General features: G+C 39.9%; 21 protein-coding genes and 2 other annotated features. Of the genes, 7 read left to right on the top strand and 14 right to left on the bottom strand.

Annotated features, from left to right (window positions below):
- The first annotated feature begins 195 nt into the window (after positions 1–195).
- Positions 196–1,401 carry an MFS transporter gene (locus L8T27_RS05580; protein ID WP_233317881.1) on the top strand — a complete coding sequence of 402 codons (1,206 nt, stop codon included), beginning with the start codon at positions 196–198 and terminating at the stop codon, positions 1,399–1,401.
- Between the two features lie 41 nt (positions 1,402–1,442).
- On the opposite strand, the gene L8T27_RS05575 is transcribed toward L8T27_RS05580, so the two are convergent.
- A complete protein-coding gene (locus L8T27_RS05575; RefSeq protein WP_233317883.1) occupies positions 1,443–2,456 on the bottom strand; it encodes an asparaginase in 1,014 nt (337 codons plus the stop codon).
- A 187-nt stretch (positions 2,457–2,643) separates the two neighbouring features.
- Between L8T27_RS05575 and L8T27_RS28625 the strand changes: the two genes are divergently transcribed.
- A complete protein-coding gene (locus tag L8T27_RS28625; RefSeq protein ID WP_267913469.1) occupies positions 2,644–2,769 on the top strand; it encodes a hypothetical protein in 126 nt (41 codons plus the stop codon).
- 81 nt (positions 2,770–2,850) lie between these two features.
- Here L8T27_RS28625 and thrS read toward each other — a convergent pair whose 3' ends face one another.
- From thrS to L8T27_RS05560, 3 genes are all read right to left on the bottom strand, one after another.
- Positions 2,851–4,773 (bottom strand): threonine--tRNA ligase, encoded by a 1,923-nt coding sequence (gene thrS / locus L8T27_RS05570; protein WP_237942259.1) that lies wholly within the window; start codon positions 4,771–4,773, stop codon positions 2,851–2,853.
- Between the two features lie 55 nt (positions 4,774–4,828).
- Positions 4,829–5,037 (bottom strand) — a binding site (T-box leader).
- A 32-nt stretch (positions 5,038–5,069) separates the two neighbouring features.
- Positions 5,070–5,289, bottom strand: a binding site (T-box leader).
- 71 nt (positions 5,290–5,360) lie between these two features.
- On the bottom strand, positions 5,361–6,260 hold the full coding sequence (locus L8T27_RS05565; RefSeq protein WP_237941084.1) for a PhzF family phenazine biosynthesis isomerase: 900 nt from the start codon (positions 6,258–6,260) through the stop codon (positions 5,361–5,363).
- Between the two features lie 25 nt (positions 6,261–6,285).
- Entirely contained in the window at positions 6,286–7,047 is a 762-nt protein-coding gene (locus L8T27_RS05560; protein WP_237941083.1) for a GNAT family N-acetyltransferase, read from the bottom strand.
- A 171-nt stretch (positions 7,048–7,218) separates the two neighbouring features.
- On the opposite strand from L8T27_RS05560, the gene L8T27_RS05555 reads away from it, so the two are divergent.
- A complete protein-coding gene (locus L8T27_RS05555) occupies positions 7,219–7,689 on the top strand; it encodes a hypothetical protein (RefSeq protein ID WP_233317086.1) in 471 nt (156 codons plus the stop codon).
- A gap of 190 nt (positions 7,690–7,879) precedes the next feature.
- Here L8T27_RS05555 and L8T27_RS05550 read toward each other — a convergent pair whose 3' ends face one another.
- From L8T27_RS05550 to murQ, 3 genes are all read right to left on the bottom strand, one after another.
- Positions 7,880–8,899 carry a MupG family TIM beta-alpha barrel fold protein gene (locus L8T27_RS05550; RefSeq protein WP_237941082.1) on the bottom strand — a complete coding sequence of 340 codons (1,020 nt, stop codon included), beginning with the start codon at positions 8,897–8,899 and terminating at the stop codon, positions 7,880–7,882.
- Positions 8,896–10,257 carry a PTS transporter subunit EIIC gene (locus tag L8T27_RS05545; protein WP_237941081.1) on the bottom strand — a complete coding sequence of 454 codons (1,362 nt, stop codon included), beginning with the start codon at positions 10,255–10,257 and terminating at the stop codon, positions 8,896–8,898. Before L8T27_RS05545 ends, L8T27_RS05550 begins: the two co-directional genes overlap by 4 nt.
- Positions 10,258–10,377: 120 nt before the next feature.
- Positions 10,378–11,295 carry an N-acetylmuramic acid 6-phosphate etherase gene (gene murQ, locus L8T27_RS05540; protein ID WP_233317089.1) on the bottom strand — a complete coding sequence of 306 codons (918 nt, stop codon included), beginning with the start codon at positions 11,293–11,295 and terminating at the stop codon, positions 10,378–10,380.
- Positions 11,296–11,630: 335 nt separating this feature from the next.
- On the opposite strand from murQ, the gene L8T27_RS05535 reads away from it, so the two are divergent.
- Complete coding sequence (locus L8T27_RS05535; protein ID WP_237941079.1) at positions 11,631–12,875, top strand: MDR family MFS transporter; 1,245 nt, start codon at positions 11,631–11,633, stop codon at positions 12,873–12,875.
- A 47-nt stretch (positions 12,876–12,922) separates the two neighbouring features.
- On the opposite strand, the gene L8T27_RS05530 is transcribed toward L8T27_RS05535, so the two are convergent.
- Positions 12,923–13,618 carry a glycosyltransferase domain-containing protein gene (locus L8T27_RS05530; protein WP_237941077.1) on the bottom strand — a complete coding sequence of 232 codons (696 nt, stop codon included), beginning with the start codon at positions 13,616–13,618 and terminating at the stop codon, positions 12,923–12,925.
- 360 nt (positions 13,619–13,978) lie between these two features.
- Between L8T27_RS05530 and L8T27_RS05525 the strand changes: the two genes are divergently transcribed.
- Positions 13,979–15,691, top strand: a complete 1,713-nt coding sequence (locus L8T27_RS05525; RefSeq protein ID WP_237941075.1) for a methyl-accepting chemotaxis protein — start codon at positions 13,979–13,981, stop codon at positions 15,689–15,691.
- Positions 15,692–15,707: 16 nt separating this feature from the next.
- Here L8T27_RS05525 and L8T27_RS05520 read toward each other — a convergent pair whose 3' ends face one another.
- The 4 genes from L8T27_RS05520 to L8T27_RS05505 form a co-directional block, all read right to left on the bottom strand.
- Positions 15,708–16,196, bottom strand: a complete 489-nt coding sequence (locus tag L8T27_RS05520; protein WP_233317093.1) for a methylated-DNA--[protein]-cysteine S-methyltransferase — start codon at positions 16,194–16,196, stop codon at positions 15,708–15,710.
- Positions 16,197–16,219: 23 nt separating this feature from the next.
- Positions 16,220–16,891, bottom strand: a complete 672-nt coding sequence (locus L8T27_RS05515) for an HAD family hydrolase (protein WP_233317094.1) — start codon at positions 16,889–16,891, stop codon at positions 16,220–16,222.
- Positions 16,892–17,001: 110 nt separating this feature from the next.
- A complete protein-coding gene (locus tag L8T27_RS05510; protein ID WP_237941073.1) occupies positions 17,002–18,117 on the bottom strand; it encodes a 5-methyltetrahydropteroyltriglutamate--homocysteine S-methyltransferase in 1,116 nt (371 codons plus the stop codon).
- Positions 18,118–18,226: 109 nt separating this feature from the next.
- Positions 18,227–19,141: a LysR family transcriptional regulator gene (locus tag L8T27_RS05505; RefSeq protein WP_233317096.1), complete on the bottom strand. Its 915-nt coding sequence runs from the start codon at positions 19,139–19,141 to the stop codon at positions 18,227–18,229.
- 303 nt (positions 19,142–19,444) lie between these two features.
- Here L8T27_RS05505 and L8T27_RS05500 point away from each other — a divergent pair, with 303 nt between their 5' ends.
- Both L8T27_RS05500 and L8T27_RS05495 read left to right on the top strand, forming a co-directional pair.
- Complete coding sequence (locus L8T27_RS05500; RefSeq protein ID WP_233317184.1) at positions 19,445–19,702, top strand: excalibur calcium-binding domain-containing protein; 258 nt, start codon at positions 19,445–19,447, stop codon at positions 19,700–19,702.
- Between the two features lie 196 nt (positions 19,703–19,898).
- Complete coding sequence (locus L8T27_RS05495) at positions 19,899–20,495, top strand: YflT domain-containing protein (RefSeq protein WP_233317097.1); 597 nt, start codon at positions 19,899–19,901, stop codon at positions 20,493–20,495.
- A 39-nt stretch (positions 20,496–20,534) separates the two neighbouring features.
- Here L8T27_RS05495 and L8T27_RS05490 read toward each other — a convergent pair whose 3' ends face one another.
- Positions 20,535–23,132 (bottom strand): ABC transporter permease, encoded by a 2,598-nt coding sequence (locus tag L8T27_RS05490; RefSeq protein WP_237941072.1) that lies wholly within the window; start codon positions 23,130–23,132, stop codon positions 20,535–20,537.
- A complete protein-coding gene (locus L8T27_RS05485) occupies positions 23,129–23,812 on the bottom strand; it encodes an ABC transporter ATP-binding protein (RefSeq protein WP_233317099.1) in 684 nt (227 codons plus the stop codon). The genes L8T27_RS05490 and L8T27_RS05485 overlap by 4 nt, the downstream gene beginning before the upstream one ends.
- Positions 23,813–23,815: the final 3 nt, after the last annotated feature.

Raw genomic sequence — 23,815 nt, 5'->3', positions numbered from 1 at the left:
TATCGACAAGTAATTTGGCAAATATATAAGAAAATATTCCTATTTCTTTTATTAAGTCTCTGGTAATCATTCATTCTTTGAGAACTCGGATAAAATCCCTATCATTGCATACCTTTTAGAAAGGCTATATAATCAGATGGATTTCATCATCTCCTCATCTTTAGGAGAGAACTAACAATAAAAGGAGCGCTGAAATTGAGTCACGCAATTATTAACGAGGCAAGTCAAAAAAGGAATTATCCCTTTATAACATTTATTCTATTTTGGTGCGGACTTACCTTGTTAACAAGTATGTACATTACCATTCCCTTAACCTCCGTCTTCTCAGAGGAATTCCACATTACTTTAGACCAGACATCCTGGATAGGCAGTTCGTTTTCTTTATGTTATGCTCTTGGCTGCTTACTGTATGGACCTATCTCCGATAAATATGGACGAAAGGTTCTTATGGTAGTCAGCATCAGTGTATTAACTGTTATTACATTTATGATTGGCTTTGTCCATTCCTATCATGCGCTCGTGGTTTTAAGGGCAATACAAGGACTTGTTGCTGCTGCATTTGCACCCATTTCCCTTGTTTATGCAGGCGAAATGTTTCCACCTAATAAAAGGGTCACAGTCGTTGGCTTTATCAGTACTGGATTATTGATGGCCGGCATCATCGGGCAGCTTTTTAGCGGCATTATTAATGAACTGCTCGGGTGGAATGCAATCTTTCTTATTTTAGGTGTTGTTTATCTGTTTTCTGCCGTGCTTGTCATTATAGCTCTGCCGAAAGAGGAGCAGGAAAAATCAACCGAGCATATTTGGAGCAAGTTTAAGCAGATAAAAAAGCTGTTTTATCAGCCACAGCTCCTGCTTTGCTTCTCGGTTACGTTCATGCTGTTATTTACATTAGTTGGTATGTACACTATTTTGGGCAGCTATTTATCCTCTCCGAAATTCGGTTTATCTAGTGACCAGATTTTGTATGTAAGAGCAGTTGGAATTATTGGGATGCTTATTGCTTTTTTTGTCGGATCCATTTCCAAGCGGTTTGGGGCATTGAACGTCATGAGAGCTGGCCTTGGCCTTTCCGCTGCTGGATTATTCTTGTTAGGTTTTTGCACCTCTCTGCCTGCAGTTGTCATTATGAGTGTTTTGTTTGTGACCGGAATTGCAGTAGTTTCACCTGTCATTATATCTTTAATCAGCCAAAAAGCAGGCAATGCGCGAGGAACAGCTATCTCATTTAATGCTTTCATTCTGTTTCTTGGAGCAAGTGCTGGTCCAATCGTATCTGTACAGCTGTTAAAAACAGGAATGCTGACAATGTCTTTCATCATTCTTAGTGTGTTTTTATTGATTGGTCTTGGGGTATCCTTCTTCCTTCGATCAGCAGCACCAGCACAAAGCAAATAATAACAAACAAGGAGACAGGGGCATCCTGTCTCCTTGTTTATTTATATTTCCCCCTGCGTTTTCTTAAGAACAAAGTTCGCTTTCACTGCGCCGATTTTTTCCTTCCTTGCATTATAAACAGGCGCTTCTATATACTTAGACAGCTGTTTAAAAATTTGCTCATTACCTACCCCTAACTGCCTGAGCACTTCCATTGTGGCAACACTGACAGCTCTTGTCCCTCCATCTTCCACTTTAACAGCAATGCCGATTCCCTCCATCGTTAAACCAAGACATTGAACCGCTTCTGCTCCTGCCTTTGAAACAATCTGATTTCCAAATGCTTTCATTAAATCTGTATCAAACCGTTTCGTTCCGCCAACCATTTCCGGATAATTTATCATCCCATCCCTTATTCTTTCAAGAGCGCCTTCTCTTTTGTTTGAAGCATCAGGTTTGGCAAGCCTCGCATAACCAAGTGCTGCATGTAGTAAAGGCAGTTGATGGACAGGCACCCCGCATCCGTCCACACTGATTCTGATTTGCTCTTTTGGATAGGAGCATACTGCTTCGATTGCCTCAAGAATCCGCTGCTGAACAGGGTGGGTAATCTCGCGGTAGGATGCAATGTCTTCGTTCATATGGACCGCTGTTGCCAGCATGCCAGAATGTTTGCCAGAGCAGTTGCTGTAAACTGGTGTAACATCTTTGCCTGCTGTTAGTAATTTTTTATAGCTCGCCATATCCCAAGGTGTATGTGTCCCACATTGGAGGGCATCTTCCTTCAAACCAAGCTTGTCTAAAATATCAAGGACAGTGTGGCGATGATAGCTCTCACCGCTGTGTGAAGCACAGCTTAGTGCAAGTGCAGAACCATCATAAGCAAAGCGGTCTGCTGCACCAGTTTCTATAAGGGGAATAGCCTGGAACGGTTTCATGGATGACCGTGGAAATGTCAATCTGTTCGGATCTCCATAGGAGTAAATCAATTCTCCATCTCTATTGACTACAGCTATATGAATATCATGTGTGCTTTCAATATATGTGCCTCTATATACTAAAATCGGTGCTTCCACCTTCCATACGCCTCCATTCTCTAATGCCTGTGTATAGTCATTTTAATACAAGCTCACTCTTTTGTGTCGAAATATTATAAAAATTCTTCTTTGCTCTCTAATTTATTGGTACGAATAATATTTTTATATGTTGAAACACTAAAAAAGCCATAATTAAATGGCAGAACCATATTCAGGAGGGATTTTCTTGGCGATACTTGTAACCATTATCTATACAATTATCAGGCTGCGAACGAGATTAGATTATTTATTAAATCATTCTGCCTATAAGCTGAACGGCTTTTTGAAGCTGTTTGCGGTTCCAAGTGTTTAAAGATACTTCTTTGCCTGAAATATAAAAAAAGCCTTGTCAAACTAGTCGTATAGACTAGCAAGACAGGCTTTTTTTATGAAATTATGATAAGCTTCTATCTTTTATTTGCTTGCCTACAGCATCGATAAATTGCATGAGCGATTGCTCCTTTATGTCCCTGCTGCCAAACTTGCGGACATTTACAGTTCCTGCTTGCGCTTCTTGGTCACCTAATACAAGAATATAAGGAATCTTTTGCAGCTGGGCATCTCGGATTTTATAGCCTAGCTTCTCTTCCCGCTGATCTAATTCAACAGAAATACCAGCTTGCTTCAAGGCGGATTGAACTTGTAAACAGTAGTCCAGATGTACATGTGAAACGGGAATGATTTTCACTTGGAGTGGTGCAAGCCAAACTGGAAAAGCTCCTTTGAAATGTTCAATTAGAATGCCAAAGAATCGGTCCAGACTTCCATAAACTGCCCTGTGAATAACAACTGGCCGAACCTTTTCATTGTTCTCATTTATATAGACAAGATCAAACTTTTCCGGCATTTGAAAATCTAGCTGAATTGTCGCACACTGATGACTTCTGTTTAATGCATCTTTAATATGAAAATCAATCTTCGGTCCATAAAATGCTCCATCGCCTTCATTTACCACATAGTTGATGTTTAAATTATCCAGCACTTGTTCAAGGGCATGCTCTGACGCTTCCCAAAGGCTGTCATCTCCTAAAGAATCCTCCGGTCTTGTTGACAGCTCCACACTATAATCAAATCCAAATGTGCTGTATACTTTATCAATCAGCGCAATTATGTCTTTGATTTCTGTTTGAATTTGATCCTCCCGCACAAAAATATGGGCATCATCTTGGCAAAATGTACGGACTCGAAGCATCCCGTTCAAGGCGCCACTGTATTCATGGCGATGAACTTGGCCGAACTCAGCTAGCCTGATTGGCAAATCTCTGTATGAATATAAATTATTTTTGTAAACAAGCATATGACCAGGACAATTCATCGGTTTCAGTGCAAAGGATTGATTGTCGACATCAGAGAAATACATATTATCTTTATAATGATCCCAGTGTCCTGATTGTTCCCATAGTCTTTGATTCATCATAAAAGGAGTGCGTACTTCCTCATAGTCCGATTCCTGCTGCAATTCTCTTGAGAATTTTTCCAGCTCATTGCGAATCCGCTGCCCTTTAGGCAAATAAAACGGCATGCCTGGAGCTTCTTCAGAAAACATAAATAAGCCTAGCTGCTTTCCTAATTTACGATGATCCCGATTCGCTGCCTCTTTTAAAAAGTGCATATAATCCGCTAAGTCCTGTTTATGAGCAAATGCTGTTCCATATACACGCTGAAGGGCTTCATTCTGACTATCTCCCTTCCAGTAGGCTCCAGAAACATTTGTTAACGCAAAAAACTTCAACATCCCTGTTTGCGGAAGATGAGGACCACGGCATAGATCCATAAATTCTCCTTGCTTATAAATGGAAATGATTTCATCGCTTGGTATTGCACTCAATAATTCTAACTTGTAGGATTCCTTCCTTTCGCGCCAAATTTTTTCTGACTCATCAAAGGAAACTTCGATACGCTCAATCGGCAAATCTTCGTCGATGATTTTCCTCATTTCTGCTTCGATAGCTGACAAGTCACCAAGTGATAACGGTACCTCGCTTTTCACATCATAATAAAAACCATTTTCAATGACCGGACCTGTTGCTAACTCGACAGATGGATATAATCTTTTCAATGCCTGTGCCATAATATGTGCAGCAGTATGGCGCAAAACTCCTAGCCCTTCGATAGAATCAACAGTGATAATCGAAAGCTCGGCATCTTCCTCCAGTCGAGTAGCTAAATCTAGCAGCTGACCATTTATTTTTGCCGCTGCTGCTTTTTTGCACAAACTTAAGCTAATACTTTCTGCAATCTCCCCTGCTGTAGCTCCTTTTTTATATTCCTTCCATTTCCCATCCGGAAATTTCACTCTGATACATTGATTCTTCATCAATCAATCAACTCCTATTAAAAATTTGTATAAAAAAAACACACTCATCCCTCTAACAAGGGACGAGTGCGTTTTATACCCGTGGTTCCACCCAATTTTCCGCAAAAATTTTGCGGCTTATTGTGCTTTAACGCAGCTAACGGTACCTTTTCTAAGGCACTGCTCCAAGGCGGTAAATCATTTTCCTAAGCCAGGAAGTTTCCAGCTTGCACTTCCCTCTCTGTAGACCGTAAAAATAATTCATGTCCTTTTCATCACTTTTTTATATAAAAAAATAAGCACACTACATCCCTCTAGCAAGGGACGAGCGTGCTTATACCCGTGGTTCCACCCAATTTCCCGCAAAAACTTTGCGGCTTATTGTGCTTTAACGCAGCATTGACGGCATTGGATACTATATTTCCCCAACACAGCTCAAAGGTGGTAAGATGTTAAAATCTGTTAGGAAGATTCCAGCTTGCACTTCCCTCTCTGTCAACTTTTTTAAACAACTCATGTCCTTATCTTCGCTTTAATAATTATTTAACATATTACCGTATATTCCCAAACGTTGCAATATCTATTTTATTTTTTCCAGCCCATTTTTTTTAATGACCAATATTTATTTCCATTTCATTCACATACACTGCTGTTCCTGTAACTTCTATGCCAAGTCCGTTATCTCCCTCTGACACCGTTACTAACACTGTGCCTGCACGGTTCATTTCCAAACCTTGCTCTATTATTAAATGCAATGGCTTTTTAGCCTGCTCTTTAATATAAGAAGCATAATAAGCACCCATCACTCCAGAGGCGGTGCCTGTGACAGGATCTTCCACTGTTTTAGAAAATGGCGAAGAAAAATGGCGGGCATGCATATCAGCGCCTTCCTGTTCTGTTTCGAGGCAAAAAGGATGCAAGGATGCCTTTGGATTCTCTGTCAAAATTTTCGGGAACAATTGATTGTCCGGCTTCATCTTCTTAAACGCAGATAAGCTCCTGATAGGGATAAGCAGTGTCCATATTCCTGTACTGCCGTACATAATTGGCAGCTCTTCCGATAAATCATCTTCTTTTAAACCAATTGCCAAGGCTAGCTCTTTCTGGGAACCTCGAAATTCCATAAACTTTGGCTGTGCTTGCTTCATCGTTATGTACATTCTTCCTGAATTATCTACCTTTAGTTTAATCGGTAGTATGCCAGCTTTGGTTTCTATTGTTAACTCCTCTTTCGGAGGCAATAATCTCTGTTCGTAAAGGCCGTATAAACAGGCGATCGTCCCATGTCCGCATAAATCCATTTCATGGCCAGGTGTGAAGTAATTTATCTTCAGGTCTGCTTTGTCAGAGCTGGCAATAAATGCTGTTTCATTAAATCCAACCTTAAAGGCAATCTCTTGCATTTCCGACTTACTGCATAAATCTCCTGTGAAAACCACTCCAGCAGGATTGCCTTTGTCCGGCATGGTGCTGAATGCATCATAATGAAAAACTTTAACTGATTTCACGCTGCTCATCCCCTTTGCAATAGATTTAATCCTCTTCAAATACCTTCACTGTTTCATACTGAAAACTGACATATTCATAATTTTGCTTTTTATACATTTCCCTTGGTGTATCCTCACCATCTGCAAGCAGTATAACCGTCTTTTCGGGAAAGGACTTCATCACAAATTGCTGGAGATGTGCCGCGATTTGTTTTCGTTGAAATTCCGGCAGCACAAACAAACCATCAATCTCGACTGTTTGTTCTTTCAGGATTGCTACTAATCCGCCAGCAGGCACTCCATTATAATAAGCGATAACCTGCCCAAAAGCAGAATCCTTAAAGTGACTCCGATTATTTTCCTGCTTCATTGACGCAAACGCACTCCCGAAGACAAGGTCTTGCTGATAGTTTAATGTTAAAAAATCCTCAAGCTGATTTGCTCCGACATGAGCAATTTCTATTTCTTTTTGCATCTCATATCCTGGAAAATCTCGCGGATTTATTTTATACAACTCCGTAAATCCAGTGTCATAGCCTTCACTAGAAAGATTAGTTAATAATGAATCATCTAGCTTTTCATTCGGCGGAAACACAAACTTTACATGTTTTTGCCCTCTTGCAACATGATATTCCTGTAGATATTTTTCTGTATCGCTGAATTCCTTCTTATTTGGCATTTCCTTAAATGCAATAAAATTACTGTCATAACGACTGAGCATCTTCGGATCATGATAATGGCGAAACCTAGCAGTATCAAGAACTACTTCTCCTTCTTTATGTATGTCCATATATGTTATTTCCTTCAAACTTCTGCACCTACCTCTAATATTCGCGCGATAAAATTATACAAATTCTGTAAAAAAATTAATATTTAAAATGCTATGTGTAATAATAAGAAACAGCGGCATTATGACAAGTTACTGTTTTTTCTATATACCAATTACCAATATACAAATAGGAAGCAGGCTGATCCTAAATTGAATAAAGTAACATTGGAAAGATTGTTATGGTCGATTGCTTTTCCTGGCTTTGGCCAGCTGTTAAATCACAAAATCTTAAAATCACTGCTTTTTATTTTGATGGAAATGGTCATTAACCGCCAATCCAATTTTAATCTTGCGATCATTTCCAGCTTCAATGGTCATTTTGATAAAGCAACGGAATATATTCACTTTCAATGGCTTATGTTTTATCCATGTCTGTATTTTTTTGCCATGTGGGATGCTGTAAGAGATACATATAAGGAAGGTTCTACTCCACCTTACGCCTTTCTTCCCTACGTATCATGTACGATTTTTGTAACCATCGGGCTGATTTATTCACAGAGATGGACCTTATTCGGCATCTTGATTGGACCGATATTTATGCCGATTCTCTGTGTCATACCCGGTTTAGCAGTTGGACTTGCTGCAAAAGCATGGCTGCTAAAAAACAGAAGCAATCATTAGGAAGAATGCTGCTGTCCAAGCTAAGCTGCATTCTTTTTTATTGAAAACTCCTGTAAGTTATTTCTTTACTGCTTTAGTTTATCATAAAATTAGCAATTATTACTCTATTAAAACATAAGAATAACCCTGTTAAAAATATAACAGGGCACAAGCTCACTATTATTTTGTTACATGTTGCTCTGTACTCGCTCTAGTATGACCCCAATACTTTCCACTCCAGCTGTTGACCTGGTTGAATATGTGACAGTAGCTCGAGATCCTCCTCGATAACCTGACCAATGACATTAACCCGTTCATCTGCAGGAAGATTTCGTAAGGCAATTTGAACTTCCCCTCGGTAGCGCCCATATAAGTCATTGTCCATTGTAATCATTCCCCGAAGCCGCTCCCCTGTATATTCAGGAGCTGCAGATTCATCATTCCTTGTATCCATTAAGCGCAGCACATCGCGGGCAAAATCGGGACGGATGCGATAAATTCCCCCTTGGAGAACGGAGGAATATATACGAAGTGGGAGGATGCGATCTGAATGAAATTTCATCAGCTTCGCTAAAAGTTCCTTACCTGATGCTGGATCTCCTATATACACATCATCTATTCCCACCTTCAACAGCTCAACTGCTGCTATAAAGGGATCTATATCACGATGGCTTTCCAGCGTTGGAAGCCCTTCAAAGATGGGGCCTCTTTTTTCCCCTACTCCTGGTATGAAGGCACATACTGGAATATTATATTGTTTAAATAAAGCGGTTTGCTTCTTGAAGAAGTTTTCATCTAAGCCAGTTTCACGGCGAGGATAAAAATTATGCCAAGCAATCAGCCTTTCACTCTCTAGTCCATTTGCAAGCAAACTTTTAAGCTCTATCCTTGAAATTGTACTTGCATTAAGGGCAATGTGGAATTGCTTTGACAGCTTAATAATCCTATGCGAATCAAAGTCGTCAAGTCGAATTCCTGCTATGCCAAGATCCCTCAATTGTTCTAAATTTGCTATTCCTAAATGGCTGGGGGTTTTCAGAGACACATCTGCATAAACCTCGACTCCATTAGCTTTGGCTGTTGCAAGCAGTTTTTTTACCTTGCTAGCAAGATGCCCCTGTTCCTCAGGAAGATGCAATGAGGTGAATGCCTTTTTAACTCCTTGCATACTTGCTTCTATTAATCGTTGTTCAGCGAGAGGATCATTTAAATAAAAGGAAATCCCAATCATTCGAATTCACTCGCCATTTCATCCTTGTATCCAAATAAAAATGTGAAAGCAAACCCTGCTGCATAAGCAATGATTAACCCGGCCAAGTATAGTAAAATCTGTTCGGCATGAACTAGAAAGGAAAGCGGTAATCCGGAAACGCCGACAGCAATGGTAGCAACTTTAAAATAAGCTTGAAATGCGCCGCCTATTCCTGCTCCAAGGCAAGCTGTCAAAAATGGCCTGCCAAGGGGAAGTGTCACCCCGAAAATCAACGGCTCCCCGATACCGAGCAAACCGGACGGCAAGGAACCGCCAATCGCTCGTTTTAAGCGTGTTTTTTTCGTTTTTAAATAGATGGCAAATGCTGCACCTACCTGGCCTGCTCCGCCCATTGCTAAAATCGGCAGCAGAGGATCATCCCCAATTGCATTTATTATTTCAAGATGAACAGGAGTTAACCCTTGGTGCAAGCCTGTTACAACTAACGGCAAAAATGCAGCTCCTAACACAAAGCCGGCTACAACTCCGCCCATATCCAAAACAGCGAGCAAGCCTTTTGTAATTCCATCTGAGATAATGCCCCCGATTGGCATGAACACGAGATAGGTGATAATTCCTGTTATTAATAAAGCTACTGTTGGAGTTATGATAATATCAAGGGACTGCGGCACAAAGCGGCGGACATGTTTTTCGACAATGGCAATGAAGATGGCTGCAAACAAAACACCAATTAATCCGCCCCGTCCAGGCAGCAGTTCTTCTCCAAAAAGAGTTATTCCAGCGACAGACGGATTAATGATTAAAATGCCGGCAACTCCCCCTAATGCAGGTGAACCGCCAAATTCCTTCGCTGCATTTATGCCGACTAAAATGCCTAGATAGGTAAATAAGCCGCCTCCGATCACTGTTAATATCAGCGCAAATTGCGACTCTGCCGCAAGCCAGCCGCCTTGTACAACAGCTTTCGTAATTCCTGTAATTAATCCTGATGCTACAAGGGCGGGGATTAGCGGAATGAAAATATTGGCGATTTTTCGTAAGAACAGTTTGACAGGAGTAGCGTTTTTCGCTTTTAACTCTGACTTTTTCTGTGCTGCTAGCTCTTCTAGATTTACTTCGCCTGATGAGGATAGAAGCTTTCCAAATGCTTCAGTAACCTTATTAACTTTCCCAGGTCCTATAATGATTTGCAGTGTCTCATCCTCAACCAGCCCTAATACACCAGCGATTTTTTTTATTGCTTCTTTATCTACAACAGCAAAATTAACAGGCGTTACACGCAGGCGAGTCATACAGTGTGTATAAGCTGCTATATTAGCAGGACCGCCCAGCTGTTCTAAGATTTTTTGCGCTAAAACATGATTTTCCCCGGACATTTTAGTTCCCCCTCTTTATTCTCATTTGAAACAACTAAAAATGAAACCGCTTTAATTTTCTCGTATAAGAAGACAGCCTTGTTGCCGTCTCAATATTATTCACTCGGTAGCGTAGTTGTGCTATTCTTCCTTGCCACCTGCTAAGTTAACCGCTTTTCTTACATAACCGCCCGCTGTGCCGAGAAGTTCCTTCGCTTCTTTGTATTCTTTATTCGTTTTTAGCATCACAATTGCCGTTTTCACTTCGTTTTGGGCGTTTTCCAGTGCCTCTTTAGCATGATCATAGCTTGCCCCTGTAGTTTTACAGATGATGTTAATTGCTCTTTCTTTTAATTTATAATTGCTCACATGCACATCTACCATTAAGTTTTCATAGGCTTTCCCAAGCTGAATCATTGTAGCTGTTGAAATCATATTCAATATCATCTTTTGTGCGGTTGCTGCTTTTAGTCTTGTCGAACCAGTGAGCACTTCCGGCCCTACGACCACTTCTATACTGTGGTCAGCAGCCTCGCTGATAACGGACTGATTATTGCATGAGAGCGCGATTGCTTTCGCTCCAACACTTCGCGCAAACAAGAGCGCACCTGTTACATATGGAGTACGTCCGCTCGCAGCAATTCCAATCACTGTATCATAGGCTGTTAAGCTAATATCTTTTAAATCTTGTGCTCCAAGCTCCTCTTTGTCCTCTGCTCCTTCAACAGCAGTGACAAATGCCTTTTCCCCTCCGGCTATTATCCCTTGAACTAACCCTGGGGCAGTACTGAAAGTCGGCGGGCATTCGACTGCATCCAAAACACCAAGTCGACCACTTGTGCCGGCCCCAATATAAATAAGGCGGCCGCCATTCTTAATAGACTCACAGGCAAATTGAACAGCCTTTTCAACATCTGGAAGCACTTGCTGTACTGCGAGGGCAACCTTTTGATCCTCTTCGTTCATAAGCTTCAAGATATCTATCGTCTTTGCTGTGTCTATATGCATTGTTTGATCATTTCGAGATTCTGTAGTTAGTAACTTGAGCTTCTGATCCATACGTTAGTCCTCCATTCTTGGTTACCATTTTATTATAGGATTATTGAAACTTAATTTCAATAATTAATTTATTTTTATAAAACATTAGTTCAATTTATGTCATAAAAAAAAGAAACTAGCATAGATGGCTAGTTTCTTATGTTCATTTGGAAAGTACCGTACAGCTAAATGAAGCATATGTTCGATTTTTATCGCACTTAAACGAAGAGATGAAGATTCTAAATTTTCATACTATTATTATAAAATAAATCAAAATATAAGTCTATATTTAATTTTTTTATTATTTTAGGATAAATATACCGGCCGGAAACTAAATAAAAGGAAAAGGTAATGAAATGAACATAACTGTATGGAATGCCAATTTAAAAATACGGCTTTTTGGAGAAGCTCTTTTCAACTTATTGTACTGGATGTATTTTCCCTTTATCGCTGTTTACTTCAGCAGCGCACTTGGCAGTCAGTTAGCAGGGTTGCTTATGACAGTTCCTCCCCTTACAGCAATTGCATTCAGCATGATTGGCGGTGATTTAGCCGACCGTTTTGGGAGAAAGCCTATAATGCTTACAGGGTGCTGCTTAAAAGCGCTCATGTTTGCTGTTTTTGCCTTATCCTCCTCCCACTGGCTAGACTATCTTTGTTTTATTGGCATCGGAATCGGCGGGGCAATTTATAGTCCTGCAAGTGATGCCATGGTAGCGGATTTGACTACACAGAAGAATAGGCGTCAAGTATTTGCTGTCTTTATCACAGCTAACAATATTGGAGCTGTATTAGGACCTGCAATCGGGGCAACCCTTTTTTTCCAGTACAGAACAGAATTACTATGGGCCTGTATGCTCATTATGGCCATCTACAGTGTTGCCATCTTTTATGCCATAAAAGAAACTGTGCCGGCAGCTGCAAATAGTCATCAAGGTTCTCGAGGTATTTGGAATACATTCCTTAACCAGTGGAAAGCATACAGGACCTTACTCTCTGACAAAGTATTTGTGCTTTATATTGCAGCAGGAGTTTTTGCGATTATAGCTATTATGCAGCTTGATCTTTATTTAGCAATTTATGTGACAGAGTTTGTGCACCTCCAAACGGTGTTGTCAGTCAATGACTGGTCCTTTACACTGTCTGGCACAGAAGCCTTCGGCTGGATGCTCGGCTTAAACGGGCTGATGTTTGTCCTCTTTGTTCTTCCATCTGCCAAATGGCTTAAAGATTGGAAAGACCGCGATATTTTTATGCTTTCCTCTTTTTTAGCAGGCATTGGAATGTTCGCCGTCGGGCTGACAACAAATATTTGGCTTTTAATGCTGTTTACCGTTATCTTTACCTTCGGAGAAATTATTCGCTCTCCTGTGATGAATAATTTTGTGAGTGAATATGCACCCCAAGAATCGCGCGGCTTATATATGGGAGCCTCTAAATTGCAATTTACCATTGGCAGGTTCTTAGCTCCCTTTGCTGTAATTGTTGCAGACTGGATGATGCCTATCCTTGTGTTCGGTTTAATCTTTCTCTCAGCACTTGTTAGTGTGTTCCTTTACTTCTATGTATTCAAGCTCATATCGAAAAAGCTGCCCGCTTAAAGCAACAAAAAGGGAGGCATATCCATGCCTCCCTTAAAAATTACCTATTAAACTAGTTCAGGCAGCTCCATTTCCAGCACAGCTGCTGTGTGAACATGGCGGAAATATTTACTGTTTCCTCTGCTGTCTCCTTGCAAATATCCATAAAAGAATCCTGATACCCATGCTGCATAATTGAAGCTAAGCTGGTCTGCTCTGCTGAAATTCTTCACCAGCTTCCACCACTGCTCCATTAATTGCATCACGTCAGGAGAATGTGTTTTTCGAAGGATTACACTGCTTTCAATCAAGCCGTTATGTTTAGGGTAATACTCCTCTTTATATTTCGCCAGCTGATCCCTGATAATTTCTTCATTGTCGCACCCTTGCTTTATACACTCGTTCGCTTCCTCATAAATGCAGTCACTTAGTGGATGCTTAAAGGTATACAGCGGTCTGTCGCCTAGCAGAAAGTACTGCTCAATCAGCTCATCGATATCTCCAGTTATCTCCATACTCCCATCTACCCAAATACTGAATTCATATTCAGGCAAAAAGAAATGCGGCATGATTTTAACCTGCCGGCACTGCCTTTCAATATCCAAGTCGCTTGGAGGAAGAGGCCTTATTTGCCATGTAGATGAAATAAGTGCTGGATCATCTGTAAAGCATATATAGTCACACTGATTAGATTTAATTGCCGGCTCCTTTAATTCGTCATCGCCTTTCGTTATCGCTGTATAGATTACCACCCTTTTTTTCATTTGCCTTCTCCTTCCCTTTCTACTAAAAACAACGAAAAATTTCTCAATATTCAATTAATCACTTATTATAGCATAATTGATTTTTTTGCACTATTATGTAGCCTTTTTATTCCAGAATCTTTTTTTCATACTGATTCTAGTAATTAACCGTTTATTCACAGAGCGAAACTTCTTTTTTATTTTTCAAATTCCTCCAGTTTTTCACCCCTTACAAGTATTTATTCAAGAAGAAGGAACTCCATGCATGGACAATCGCCTTAAGGAAAAAAGAGGAAAAATTACACCTCTATATTTTAATTTAACTCTGTCGATATATGTATTAGCTTCAGGAATTTATCTTACTTAAAAGGAGAATATACATTGAAACTGCTTAAGAACTTATCTATTACAAAGAAGCTGTTCATTATCATCTTAGTAAGTGCTCTTGCACTCGGATCAGTCGGCTTTTTAGGATTAAATTATATCCGTGTCATGGCAAAGGACACAGAGATTATGTACAAGGAGAATTTACTGCCAGTAACAGACATGCTGCAGATCAGGATAAATACAAGGGCGAGCAGCGCATATACATTAGAATTGCTGCTGACGACTGACGAAAGCAAAAATAAAGAATTGCACGAGGAAATTACTTCTGCTTGGGAAGAAATTGATGCACTTGTTGCGGAAATTGAGAGCGGAAACTTAATGTCTGATGAACAAAAACTGCTCGAGCAGTTTAAAGAACAAATCACTGCATTATCTGCCGCAAGAGATAAGGTTGTCGAATTGGCCCTTGCCAACAAAAATGAAGAAGGCTATGACCTTTACTTAAAAGAAGTAGAACCAAACAGAGCGAAGGTTAATAATACGCTTAAAGAACTTGCAAACACAAAAACACAGTATGCAGAAAATATTTACAGCAAAAGCAAAGATAGCTTAAAAACAGTTACGATTTTTGTTGCTGCAGTCATCATTGTCGGCTTACTGCTGCTAATCGGATTAAGTATTCTGATTGGACGAATGATTATCAATCCTGTGAAGGAAGTAAAAGAGCTTCTTTCTCTTGCTGAAAACGGAGATTTCACAGTAAAAGGCAGTTATCAATCACGTGATGAGATTGGTCAGCTGTCAGAGTCCTTTAATCATATGACATCAAAGCTGCAATCTGTATTCAGCACTGTATATGATTCTTCTCAGCAGGTTGCAGCCGCTTCAGAGGAATTAAGTGCTAGCGCGGAGGAAAACAGCAAAGCAAGCGAGCATATAACTCTTACTGTACAAGAGCTTTCCGCTGGAACAGACAAACAAGTAGATAAGGTGGAAGACAGTGCACATATTATCAGTGACATAACAGCTTATACGAAAACAATTGCTGATAACACGGAAAAAATAACAAAAGATGTTCTGCACGCATCTCAAGTGTCTACTGAAGGAAACGAAGCAATTGCAGAAGTTAACACACAAATGAATTCTATTTATGCAAATGTTAACAGCTTATCAGAAGCTGTCAGAAGCTTGAAGGAACGTTCAAATGAAATTGGAGAAATCACAAATGTTATCACTGGCATTTCAGCGCAAACAAATCTGTTGGCATTAAACGCTGCCATTGAGGCGGCTAGAGCTGGTGAGCACGGCAAAGGCTTCGCTGTTGTCGCAGATGAAGTCAGAAAGCTTGCAGAGGAATCAACTAATTCAACAGAACAAATTTCAAAATTGATTCAATTAATTCAAAAGGATACTGAGCATACATTGGAAACAATGGAAAGAGCATCTCACGAGGTTCATTCAGGACTGAATGTTGTTCATTCTGCCGGCACCTCTTTCCAAAAAATCGAAACTGCCGTAAATAGTGTTGTATCCCAAATTGAAGATATATCAGAAGCCTTGAATAAGCTTGCAAAAGGAACCGAAACTGTCCATGCATCGATATTTGATGTAAGTGGTGTCGCGAAAGATTCAGCTGCCATCACCCAAAATATCTCTGCTGCTACACAGGAACAGCTTGCTTCTATGGAAGAAATCACTTCTTCGTCCCAGGCACTTGCTCTTTTAGCAGATGATCTGCAAACAATCATTAAGCAGTTTAAAATATAAAAAACATGTCCCGAGCTTATTGCTTCGGGACATGTTTTTTATTTTCATGGTCAAGCAGCCATTCCTTCCTCCATAACCCACCTGCATATCCGGTTAAACTTCCGTTGCTGCCGATAATCCGGTGACAAGGGATAACAATACATAGCTTATTTCTGCCATTTGCACTGCCGACAGCCCTGATTGCTTTTTCATTGCCGATACTGACGGCAATTTCTTTATAGGAACCCGTATTTCCGTAGGAAATGTCCATTAATGCTGTCCACACATTTTTTTGAAAATTAGTTCCCTCTATAATGTAGGGAAAACTAAATGTTTCAAGCTCGCCATTAAAATACTGATCAAGCTGCTCATAGCAGTCTGTTAATGGTTTCGGTATGTCCTCTGTCAGCGGATATTGCAAGCTGTCTCTTTCTGTAAACAAAACAGAATATACTCCAGCCTTTGTACCTGTTATTTCGATAAGGCCGATTGGCGATTGATAGTCGATAATAAACCTTTCATTCATATAATTGCCTCCCAACAACTATTCTAGGAATTATTTTTTAAATCATGAAGTAAGTTTGGGATCTCACCTAAATCCGTCACTGTATAATCAGCAATTCCCCCGCTCCACTGCGCATTTTCTTTCCATACACTCACCATGCCAACATGACTAGCTGCAGCAATATCATTTTGCGGATGATCACCGACGAATATACTTTGATTAGGAACTGTATCCATTCTTTGCAGTGCACGCAAAAAAATGGCAGGATCAGGTTTTCTTACACCTTCCCATTCTGATATCAATATAGCATCAAAATAGCCTCTTATACGTAATGCCTCTATATTTCCCATTTGGAACTTACCAAATCCGTTTGTAATTATTCCAAGTCTATACCCTGCTGCTGCCAGCTCTTCCAGCATTTCTTTTACATTAGGAAAAGGAACACAGCTGTAGGAAAACTCATCTAAATAGTCTTGCAGCAGTTCCTGTGAGGTAATGCCAGTCAGGCAAAATTCTTCAACAAGCTGCCTGTATACTTTATCTTTCCACACATACCCTTTCGCATCCAATACGATGAATCTATTAATATACGTATCTTTCGGTATATGTCCTGTCCACTTTTTCAATCTTTCATATTGCCGGTCAGCAAAGCGAAGGACTGATTCGTCTCTATTCAATAAAGTTCCGTCTAAATCAAACAAAACAGCTTTTATCATGAAGCATTTAGCTCCTTCCTTTTCTTCCATTATAGACTACTGCTTTATCCTATTGTAAAACAATAAAAAACTGGCTGAATTAATTTCAACCAGTTTTTTTGTATTAACTATTACTTCCACACGTCTTTAGAAATTTCCACAACATGGCGCAGCTTGTCCCATTGCTGCTCTTCTGTAAGCAGGTTGCCTTCCTCTGTTGAAGCAAAGCCGCACTGCGGGCTTAAAGCTAATTGATTTAAGTCAACATATTGAGACGCTTCCTCAATTCGGCGCTTAATGACATCCTTGCTTTCTAGTTCGCCAAATTTAGATGTAATCAATCCTAATACAATGTTTAAGTCAGGTCTGTTCACATAGCGAAGCGGTTCAAATCCTCCAGAACGGTCATTGTCGTATTCAAGGAAGAATCCATCGATATTCAGATGGCCGAACAATTTTTCTGCAACCGGCTCATAGCCTCCAGAAGAAATCCATGTGGAACGGAAATTCCCGCGGCAAATATGCATAGTCACTTTAAAATCATCTGGACGGTCAGAAACTGCTGCATTTAATGTTTCTAAATATTTTCTGCTTAAATAGTCAGGATCCAATCCTTTTGCGCGAAGCTGTTCCTTCTGTTCTTCTGAGCATAGATAAGCCCATGATGTATCATCAAGCTGTATGTAACGGCAGCCGGCATCATAAAATGCTTGCAGTCCTTTTTTATAAGTTTGCGCAAGATCTGCAAAAAACTCATCCTGGTCCGGATAGACAGCACTGTCCACCTCACCGCGGAAATGCAGCATGCTTGGACTTGGGACTGTCATTTTTGCTGTATGATCACCTGCTGCTTGCTGCAAGAATTTAAAATCCTCCAAAAATGGATGTTTGTCAAACCCAAGCTTGCTAGTAACTTTAATAGAACGTGATTTTGTTTGTTTCTGTTTAAATTGAATGCCTGATCCTGCTTGATAGCCTGTCACGCCTTGAAGGTCCTCAAGGAAATCGAAATGCCACCATGCTCTGCGGAATTCACCGTCTGTTACAGCTTGCAAGCCAACTTCCTTTTGCTTTTCCACAATTCTTGCAATCTCTGTATCTTCTATTTCTCTTAATTGCTCAGCTGTAATTTCATCAGCAGCTCTTTGGAGACGAGCCTGCTTGATTGCCTCCGATCTAAGTAAGCTTCCTACTTGATCTGCACGAAATGGTGCTTTTTTCTGTGTTGATTTATCAATCGTTTGCATGTACTTTCCCTCTTTTCCCTTTGTCCTCATTATTGTCTGTATATTAGCATAATTAAAAGGGTATAGAGTAACTGATAAAAGTAATCGTCCGTTATAACTAAAAGCTATATCACTTATTCGCATAAAAATCTACGAATGTTTTAAGCTCCTCTAAATAAAGATTAGCAATCCGGCTAAGTCTCGTTTTTTTATGAACAATCCATCCGACAGAAATTGTTTCCTCCTCAGCAAGGGGAACCGATACAATATCAGATCCATTTAAATCAGAGCTTAATATACCAGTAGAAATCGTATATCCGTTTAAGCCAATCAGCAAGTTAAACAATGTCGCTCTGTCACTCACCTGTATCGATTTCTTTCTTGGAATCGTGCTGAATATTTCCTCCGCATAATAAAAGGAATTGAACTCTCCCTGTTCAAAGGACAGACGAGGAAATGCTTCTAAATCCCCGAGCGTTACAGATGACTTTTTCGCAAGAGGATTTTGGGCACTCACAAAAATATGGGGCCCTGCCTCAAAAAGAGAATGGAAATCAAGCCCTTCCTGTTCTAGCATTTGCAGCATGACCTTTTCATTAAAGGAGCTTACATACAGAATGCCAATTTCACTGCGGAAGTTTTTAACATCCTCAATAATTTCATATGTCCGCGTTTCTCTCAACGTAAATTGATATTCATCTGCACCATGTTTTTTAATCATTTCGACAAATGCATTGACAGCAAATGCATAATGCTGTGTGGAAACAGAGAACAGCTGCTGAGAAGGTGCGCTGTTAAAATATCTGCGCTCTAACAGCTCCGACTGCTCCACTACTTGACGGGCATAACCGAGAAACTCAGCCCCGTTTTTTGATAAGGTTATTCCTTTTGAGGTCCGCAGAAAAATCTCAAAACCGAGCTCCTTTTCCAGCTCCTTAACTGCCTTTGACAAACTCGGCTGTGACATGTATAAACGTCTTGCCGCTTCATTTATTGAACCGCACAGTACAATTTCCACCACATATTTCAATTGCTGGAGTGTCATGAAAAGTTCCTCCCTTTATGTCTTATCTAGAATTCTTTTTATACCATAACCAAGGCAAAAAGCATGCCAACGTCAGGCTCCATTTCCCGCGGTCCCCTTAAGTCCTTAAGCACTCGATCCTCCCTTGACTAATTTCTTAGAAATTAATTTTATACATAATATCATATTTTTATTGCTAGTATAAGAGGATTAAGATACTATCATATAGGGATTGGAAGTATATTAGAAAATAATAACTATTTTTCCCAATAAATACGCTAATTCTAATGTAACATTCAAAGGAGAATCTTTATGAAGTCAATCATGAAAGCTGCTATAGCAGCAGGTCTGCTTTTTACCTTCACACTTAGTACGGTTAACGAGGCAGAAGCTGCCACAAAAGTAGTTACCTATAAAAACTGCACAGAGCTCAACAAAAAATACAAGGGCGGAGTGGCCCGTGCTGCCAATGTGAAAAATAAAGGCGGGAAAACAAAATACAAGCCATACGTTTCTAAAGCTCTTTATGATGCCAACAAAAAAAGCGACAGAGATAAAGATTTGATTGCTTGCGAACGTTAAATGATAAAAACCAGAACTCTTTCGAATTGTTCTGGTTTTTTCCTGTGATCGCTTAAAGAGACTGTAAAAATCACGTTTCTAATAACATAACCTTTTCATTCCTTAATTGGTAAAATCATCTTTCCGTTTATATCTTTGTATGAGGGGAAAAGGATGAACATAGATGTTTATTCGATTTTTCAAGGAGGGAATAAAAATGGCAAAAAGTATTGTAGCTGTTTACGAGACTCCAGAAGAGACCATTAACGCAATTGAAAGACTGACGAATAAAGGATATGTTGCAGAGGATTTTTCTGTCGTGACGAACAGAACAGATACTGATTATTTGGAAGCTAATACTGACGCAAGCATTGCATCTGGTGATACAAATGAATCCGCTGGTTTTTTTGAGAAATTGAAAAGCTATTTTACAATGGAAGACCTTGGTTTCGGCACAAATGAAAATACGAAAGCAGCAAACTTGGATATTCCGGCAGCAGAGCTTGATCAATTTTCCACTGAACTGGAACAAGGAAAATTCTTGCTGGCAGTTGAAAAAGAGGCAAAAGAGTTTAATGCTAATATCTCTACCGACTATCCAGAAATGCCCCCATTAAATGGGAAAGAACAGGGGATGAATATTTCCCTTGGACCTAATGAAGACTATGAACGTAGAAATCCCGTATTTCAAGATACACCAGATACACCGATTTTAGAAAGGCGCGGCGAAGGAACTACAAACAGGGATGCGGCGGATGAAGTTATTCTTGATAAACGTTCCTTCCCCCGCAATGAACACTTAACAAAAGAATAACGAAGGCGCCGGATTTGACAAAACAAATCCGGCGCTTTTTTAGATATTTTCTTGCTTTAATCCATCAATGATGTTTTCCTTTTTAACCTTACTAGTAGAGTACATCATGGCAGAAGCTACAATGACAAAAATAGCAACAATTGAATAGAGAATACTCAACCATGGCAAAGCAAAGCCGTACTCGAATGTCTGTCTGATAGACATATATAAAAGCACCATAACACCAATACTGATTGGCAGACCGTAAAGCAATGCTTTCATCCCATAAAACATGCTTTCATATTGCAGCATTTTGTTAAAGCCTTTCGGTGTCATTCCGACAGACCGAAGCATGGCAAATTCCCGTTTTCTTAAATTTATGCTTGTGCTGATAGTATTAAAGATATTCGCTACTGAAATAAGCGAGATGAGGATGATAAAACCGTACGTGAAAACAGATATAAACAACAGCAACTGTTCGTTCTTCTCCTTGTTTTGGAAAACATTATAAACATACATATCTGCTTGTATAATGTCCTCTAGTTCTTTCTGTGTTGCAAGTGGATCAGAGCTGTTCAAATAAAGTGATGTCTCGATAAAATCCTTCATCTGCTCGTTCTTTGAGAGATCGGTTAACGTCTTGTCTGAGACGATAATATCAATGCCGCCTACTCCTGTTGTATGAATACCACGGGGGAGCTTATTCGTCATACCAGCAATCTGTACCTCACTAACTTTTGATTCTTCCTCCCCGTCGTTATAGTACAACTCCAGATTTTCTCCTTCTTTTGCATGAACCGTTTTCGTTTCTACAAACTTTCCAGTATCAGGGTTTTGATAAGTAATTTGATTTACTAGAATTCCCGTATAGGAATCTTCTGCTTGAAGCTTTTCTAAGGAAACACCAGCTTCCTTTGCATAACTTTGGAAGCTTTTATCATCAAGACTGACAAGATGGACGGCATAAGCTAACTTTCCGTCTGTAAGAAGACTCTTGTCCTCTTTTACCATTTCCTTCAGTTCAGCTGCAATTTTGGATTCATCAATCCTCGTGCTTAAAGCATACAGCTCTCTTGTAATTGTACTGTCTGTGACATACGCAAGCTTCGTTAAGGGCAGATAATCACTCGGTTCCTTTTGTAGCGAACTAAATACTTGAATGTCAAAATTAACATTTTCCTGTGACATCTGAACTGATTTTTTTATATTTGATGTAAAAAACGACACAGACAAAAACAGTACAATACTGATTATTAATGAAAAGACAGTGGCATGATATCTGCGTTTATGCCGCTTTAAATTCTTCAGGCCTATTTCTCCTTCTATTCCAAACAACCTTCTAATGAGCCTGGATGTTTTCACTGCTTTACCTGTTAGCTTCACATCCTGTGTTTGGCGAATCGCATCAATAGCAGAAATCTTAGAGGCCCTGCGAGCAGGCAAATAGACTGATATAAAAATAGTAAACGCAGACAGTGCTACAGCTGCTAATATAGAATAAGGTGTAACGACCAGCTTCAATTTCACTGTAACGTTTAAAGCCCCTTCAATGAACGAATTTAGGAATAGGAATGTTGCACCTATACCAGCAATTCCCGCCAGAATCCCAATTGGGATACTGATTGCTCCTATCACTGCACCTTCAAAAAACACAGCATTTCTTTTTTGTTTTTTTGTTGCTCCCACACTTGAAAGCATCCCTAAGTGCCTTGCCCGCTCTGACACGCTGATTGCGAATGCATTATAGATTAATGCAACAGAACCAATAATAATAACAGCAATGATGACGGCAGCTGTACCAAAAAATGTTGTTCGTAAGCTGTCATTATCTGTTATACCATAGTAGCGCAGCAATTCTTCATTATAGGTGATTTTGTCTATATTTAACCTTTTCGCAAGTGCCTCTGCATCATCGAAAAGAGAGCTTGTTACTTTATTTAAAACGATAACTGCATTTGCTTTATCATTTTTGGCAAGTGAAGTAAAATCGATATAACTTATCGCAGTATAGCCTGGCTCCCATGTATACGCCCAGGTCGGGTCTTCCATGATGCCAACAACCGTAAAGGACTTTTCAGTAGTATTTATTACACCTTCCGTCCGCTTTCCCTGCTCATCCATAAGAATGCTAAACTGCTGTGTCAACTCCTTGGCGCCTTGCTCATTCCCGATTTCAGCTCTTTGGCCAATGTCTGCTGTAAGTTTGTCTCCAATTTTATAGGATAATTCCGCCTTATCTGTCATACTCTTTGAAAGGATAATTTCATTAGGATTTTCAGGAAGGCGCCCTTCACTAAGTTTTATATGAAAAGCTTTAAAACCGGCTTCATTAAATGCCTTATAAAAAATATATGGCTTGTATGCGTTTGCGGGGTTTTTTATTTCCGAGTATCCTAAATCCTTTGAAAGGAAAAGCTTGTTCGTAGTGTCATCCTTTTCTATTTCCGTTATTTGGGTCTGATTAACATCCTCATATTTCAAATGCCATTCCCCGTCCTGAGAAATGGACTGGCGGATAATCAAGTCGAGAAAGGAAACACCAAGTGTTGCGACCGCCATTATCATTGCCGTGGAAATAATGACACCAATAAGAGTAACAATCGTACGCCGCTTATTCTCCTTTAAATGTCTTATTGTAAGCTTTTGAATAATATTCACGGACGAATCACCTCATCCTTGGCGACCTTTCCATCTTCAATCGCAATGACTCTGTCTGCCTGCAAGGCAATCCTTTCATCGTGAGTAATGACAATCAAGGTTTGATTAAACGTTTTATTGAACATCTTCAATAATTCCATTATTTCCTTGCTGTTTGTGCTGTCCAGATTTCCTGTAGGCTCATCTGCCAGTACAATAGCTGGATTACTGATAAGAGCACGACCGATGGAAACACGCTGCTGCTGACCTCCTGATAACTGGTTTGGCAGGTGCTTGAGGCGGTCCTTAAGGCCAAGAACCCGGATGATATCCTCCAATTTATTGTCGTCCACTTGATGCTCATCCAGCAATAAGGGCAATGTAATGTTTTCTTCAACAGTCAAAATCGGAATCAGATTATAGAATTGATAGATAAGACCAATTTGCCTTCTTCTGAAAATCGCCAAGTTCGTTTCGTTTAATCCATATATATCGGTTCCATCAACTAATACTCTTCCGCTTGTTGGTCTGTCTACGCCGCCAAGGAGATGAAGCAATGTTGATTTACCTGAACCAGATGGGCCAATTATTACAACGAATTCTCCCTTTTTTACAGTAAAAGACACATCATCAAGCGCCTTCACCTCCGTATCTCCTTTTCCGTACACTTTAGACAGATTTTCTATTTTTAAGATTTCCATATT

Source organism: Niallia sp. Man26 (assembly GCF_022049065.2).
Classification (GTDB): domain Bacteria; phylum Bacillota; class Bacilli; order Bacillales; family Cytobacillaceae; genus Niallia.
The sequence above is the reverse complement of the archived record's forward strand: the minus strand, read 5'-3'. Positions and strand labels throughout refer to the sequence as shown.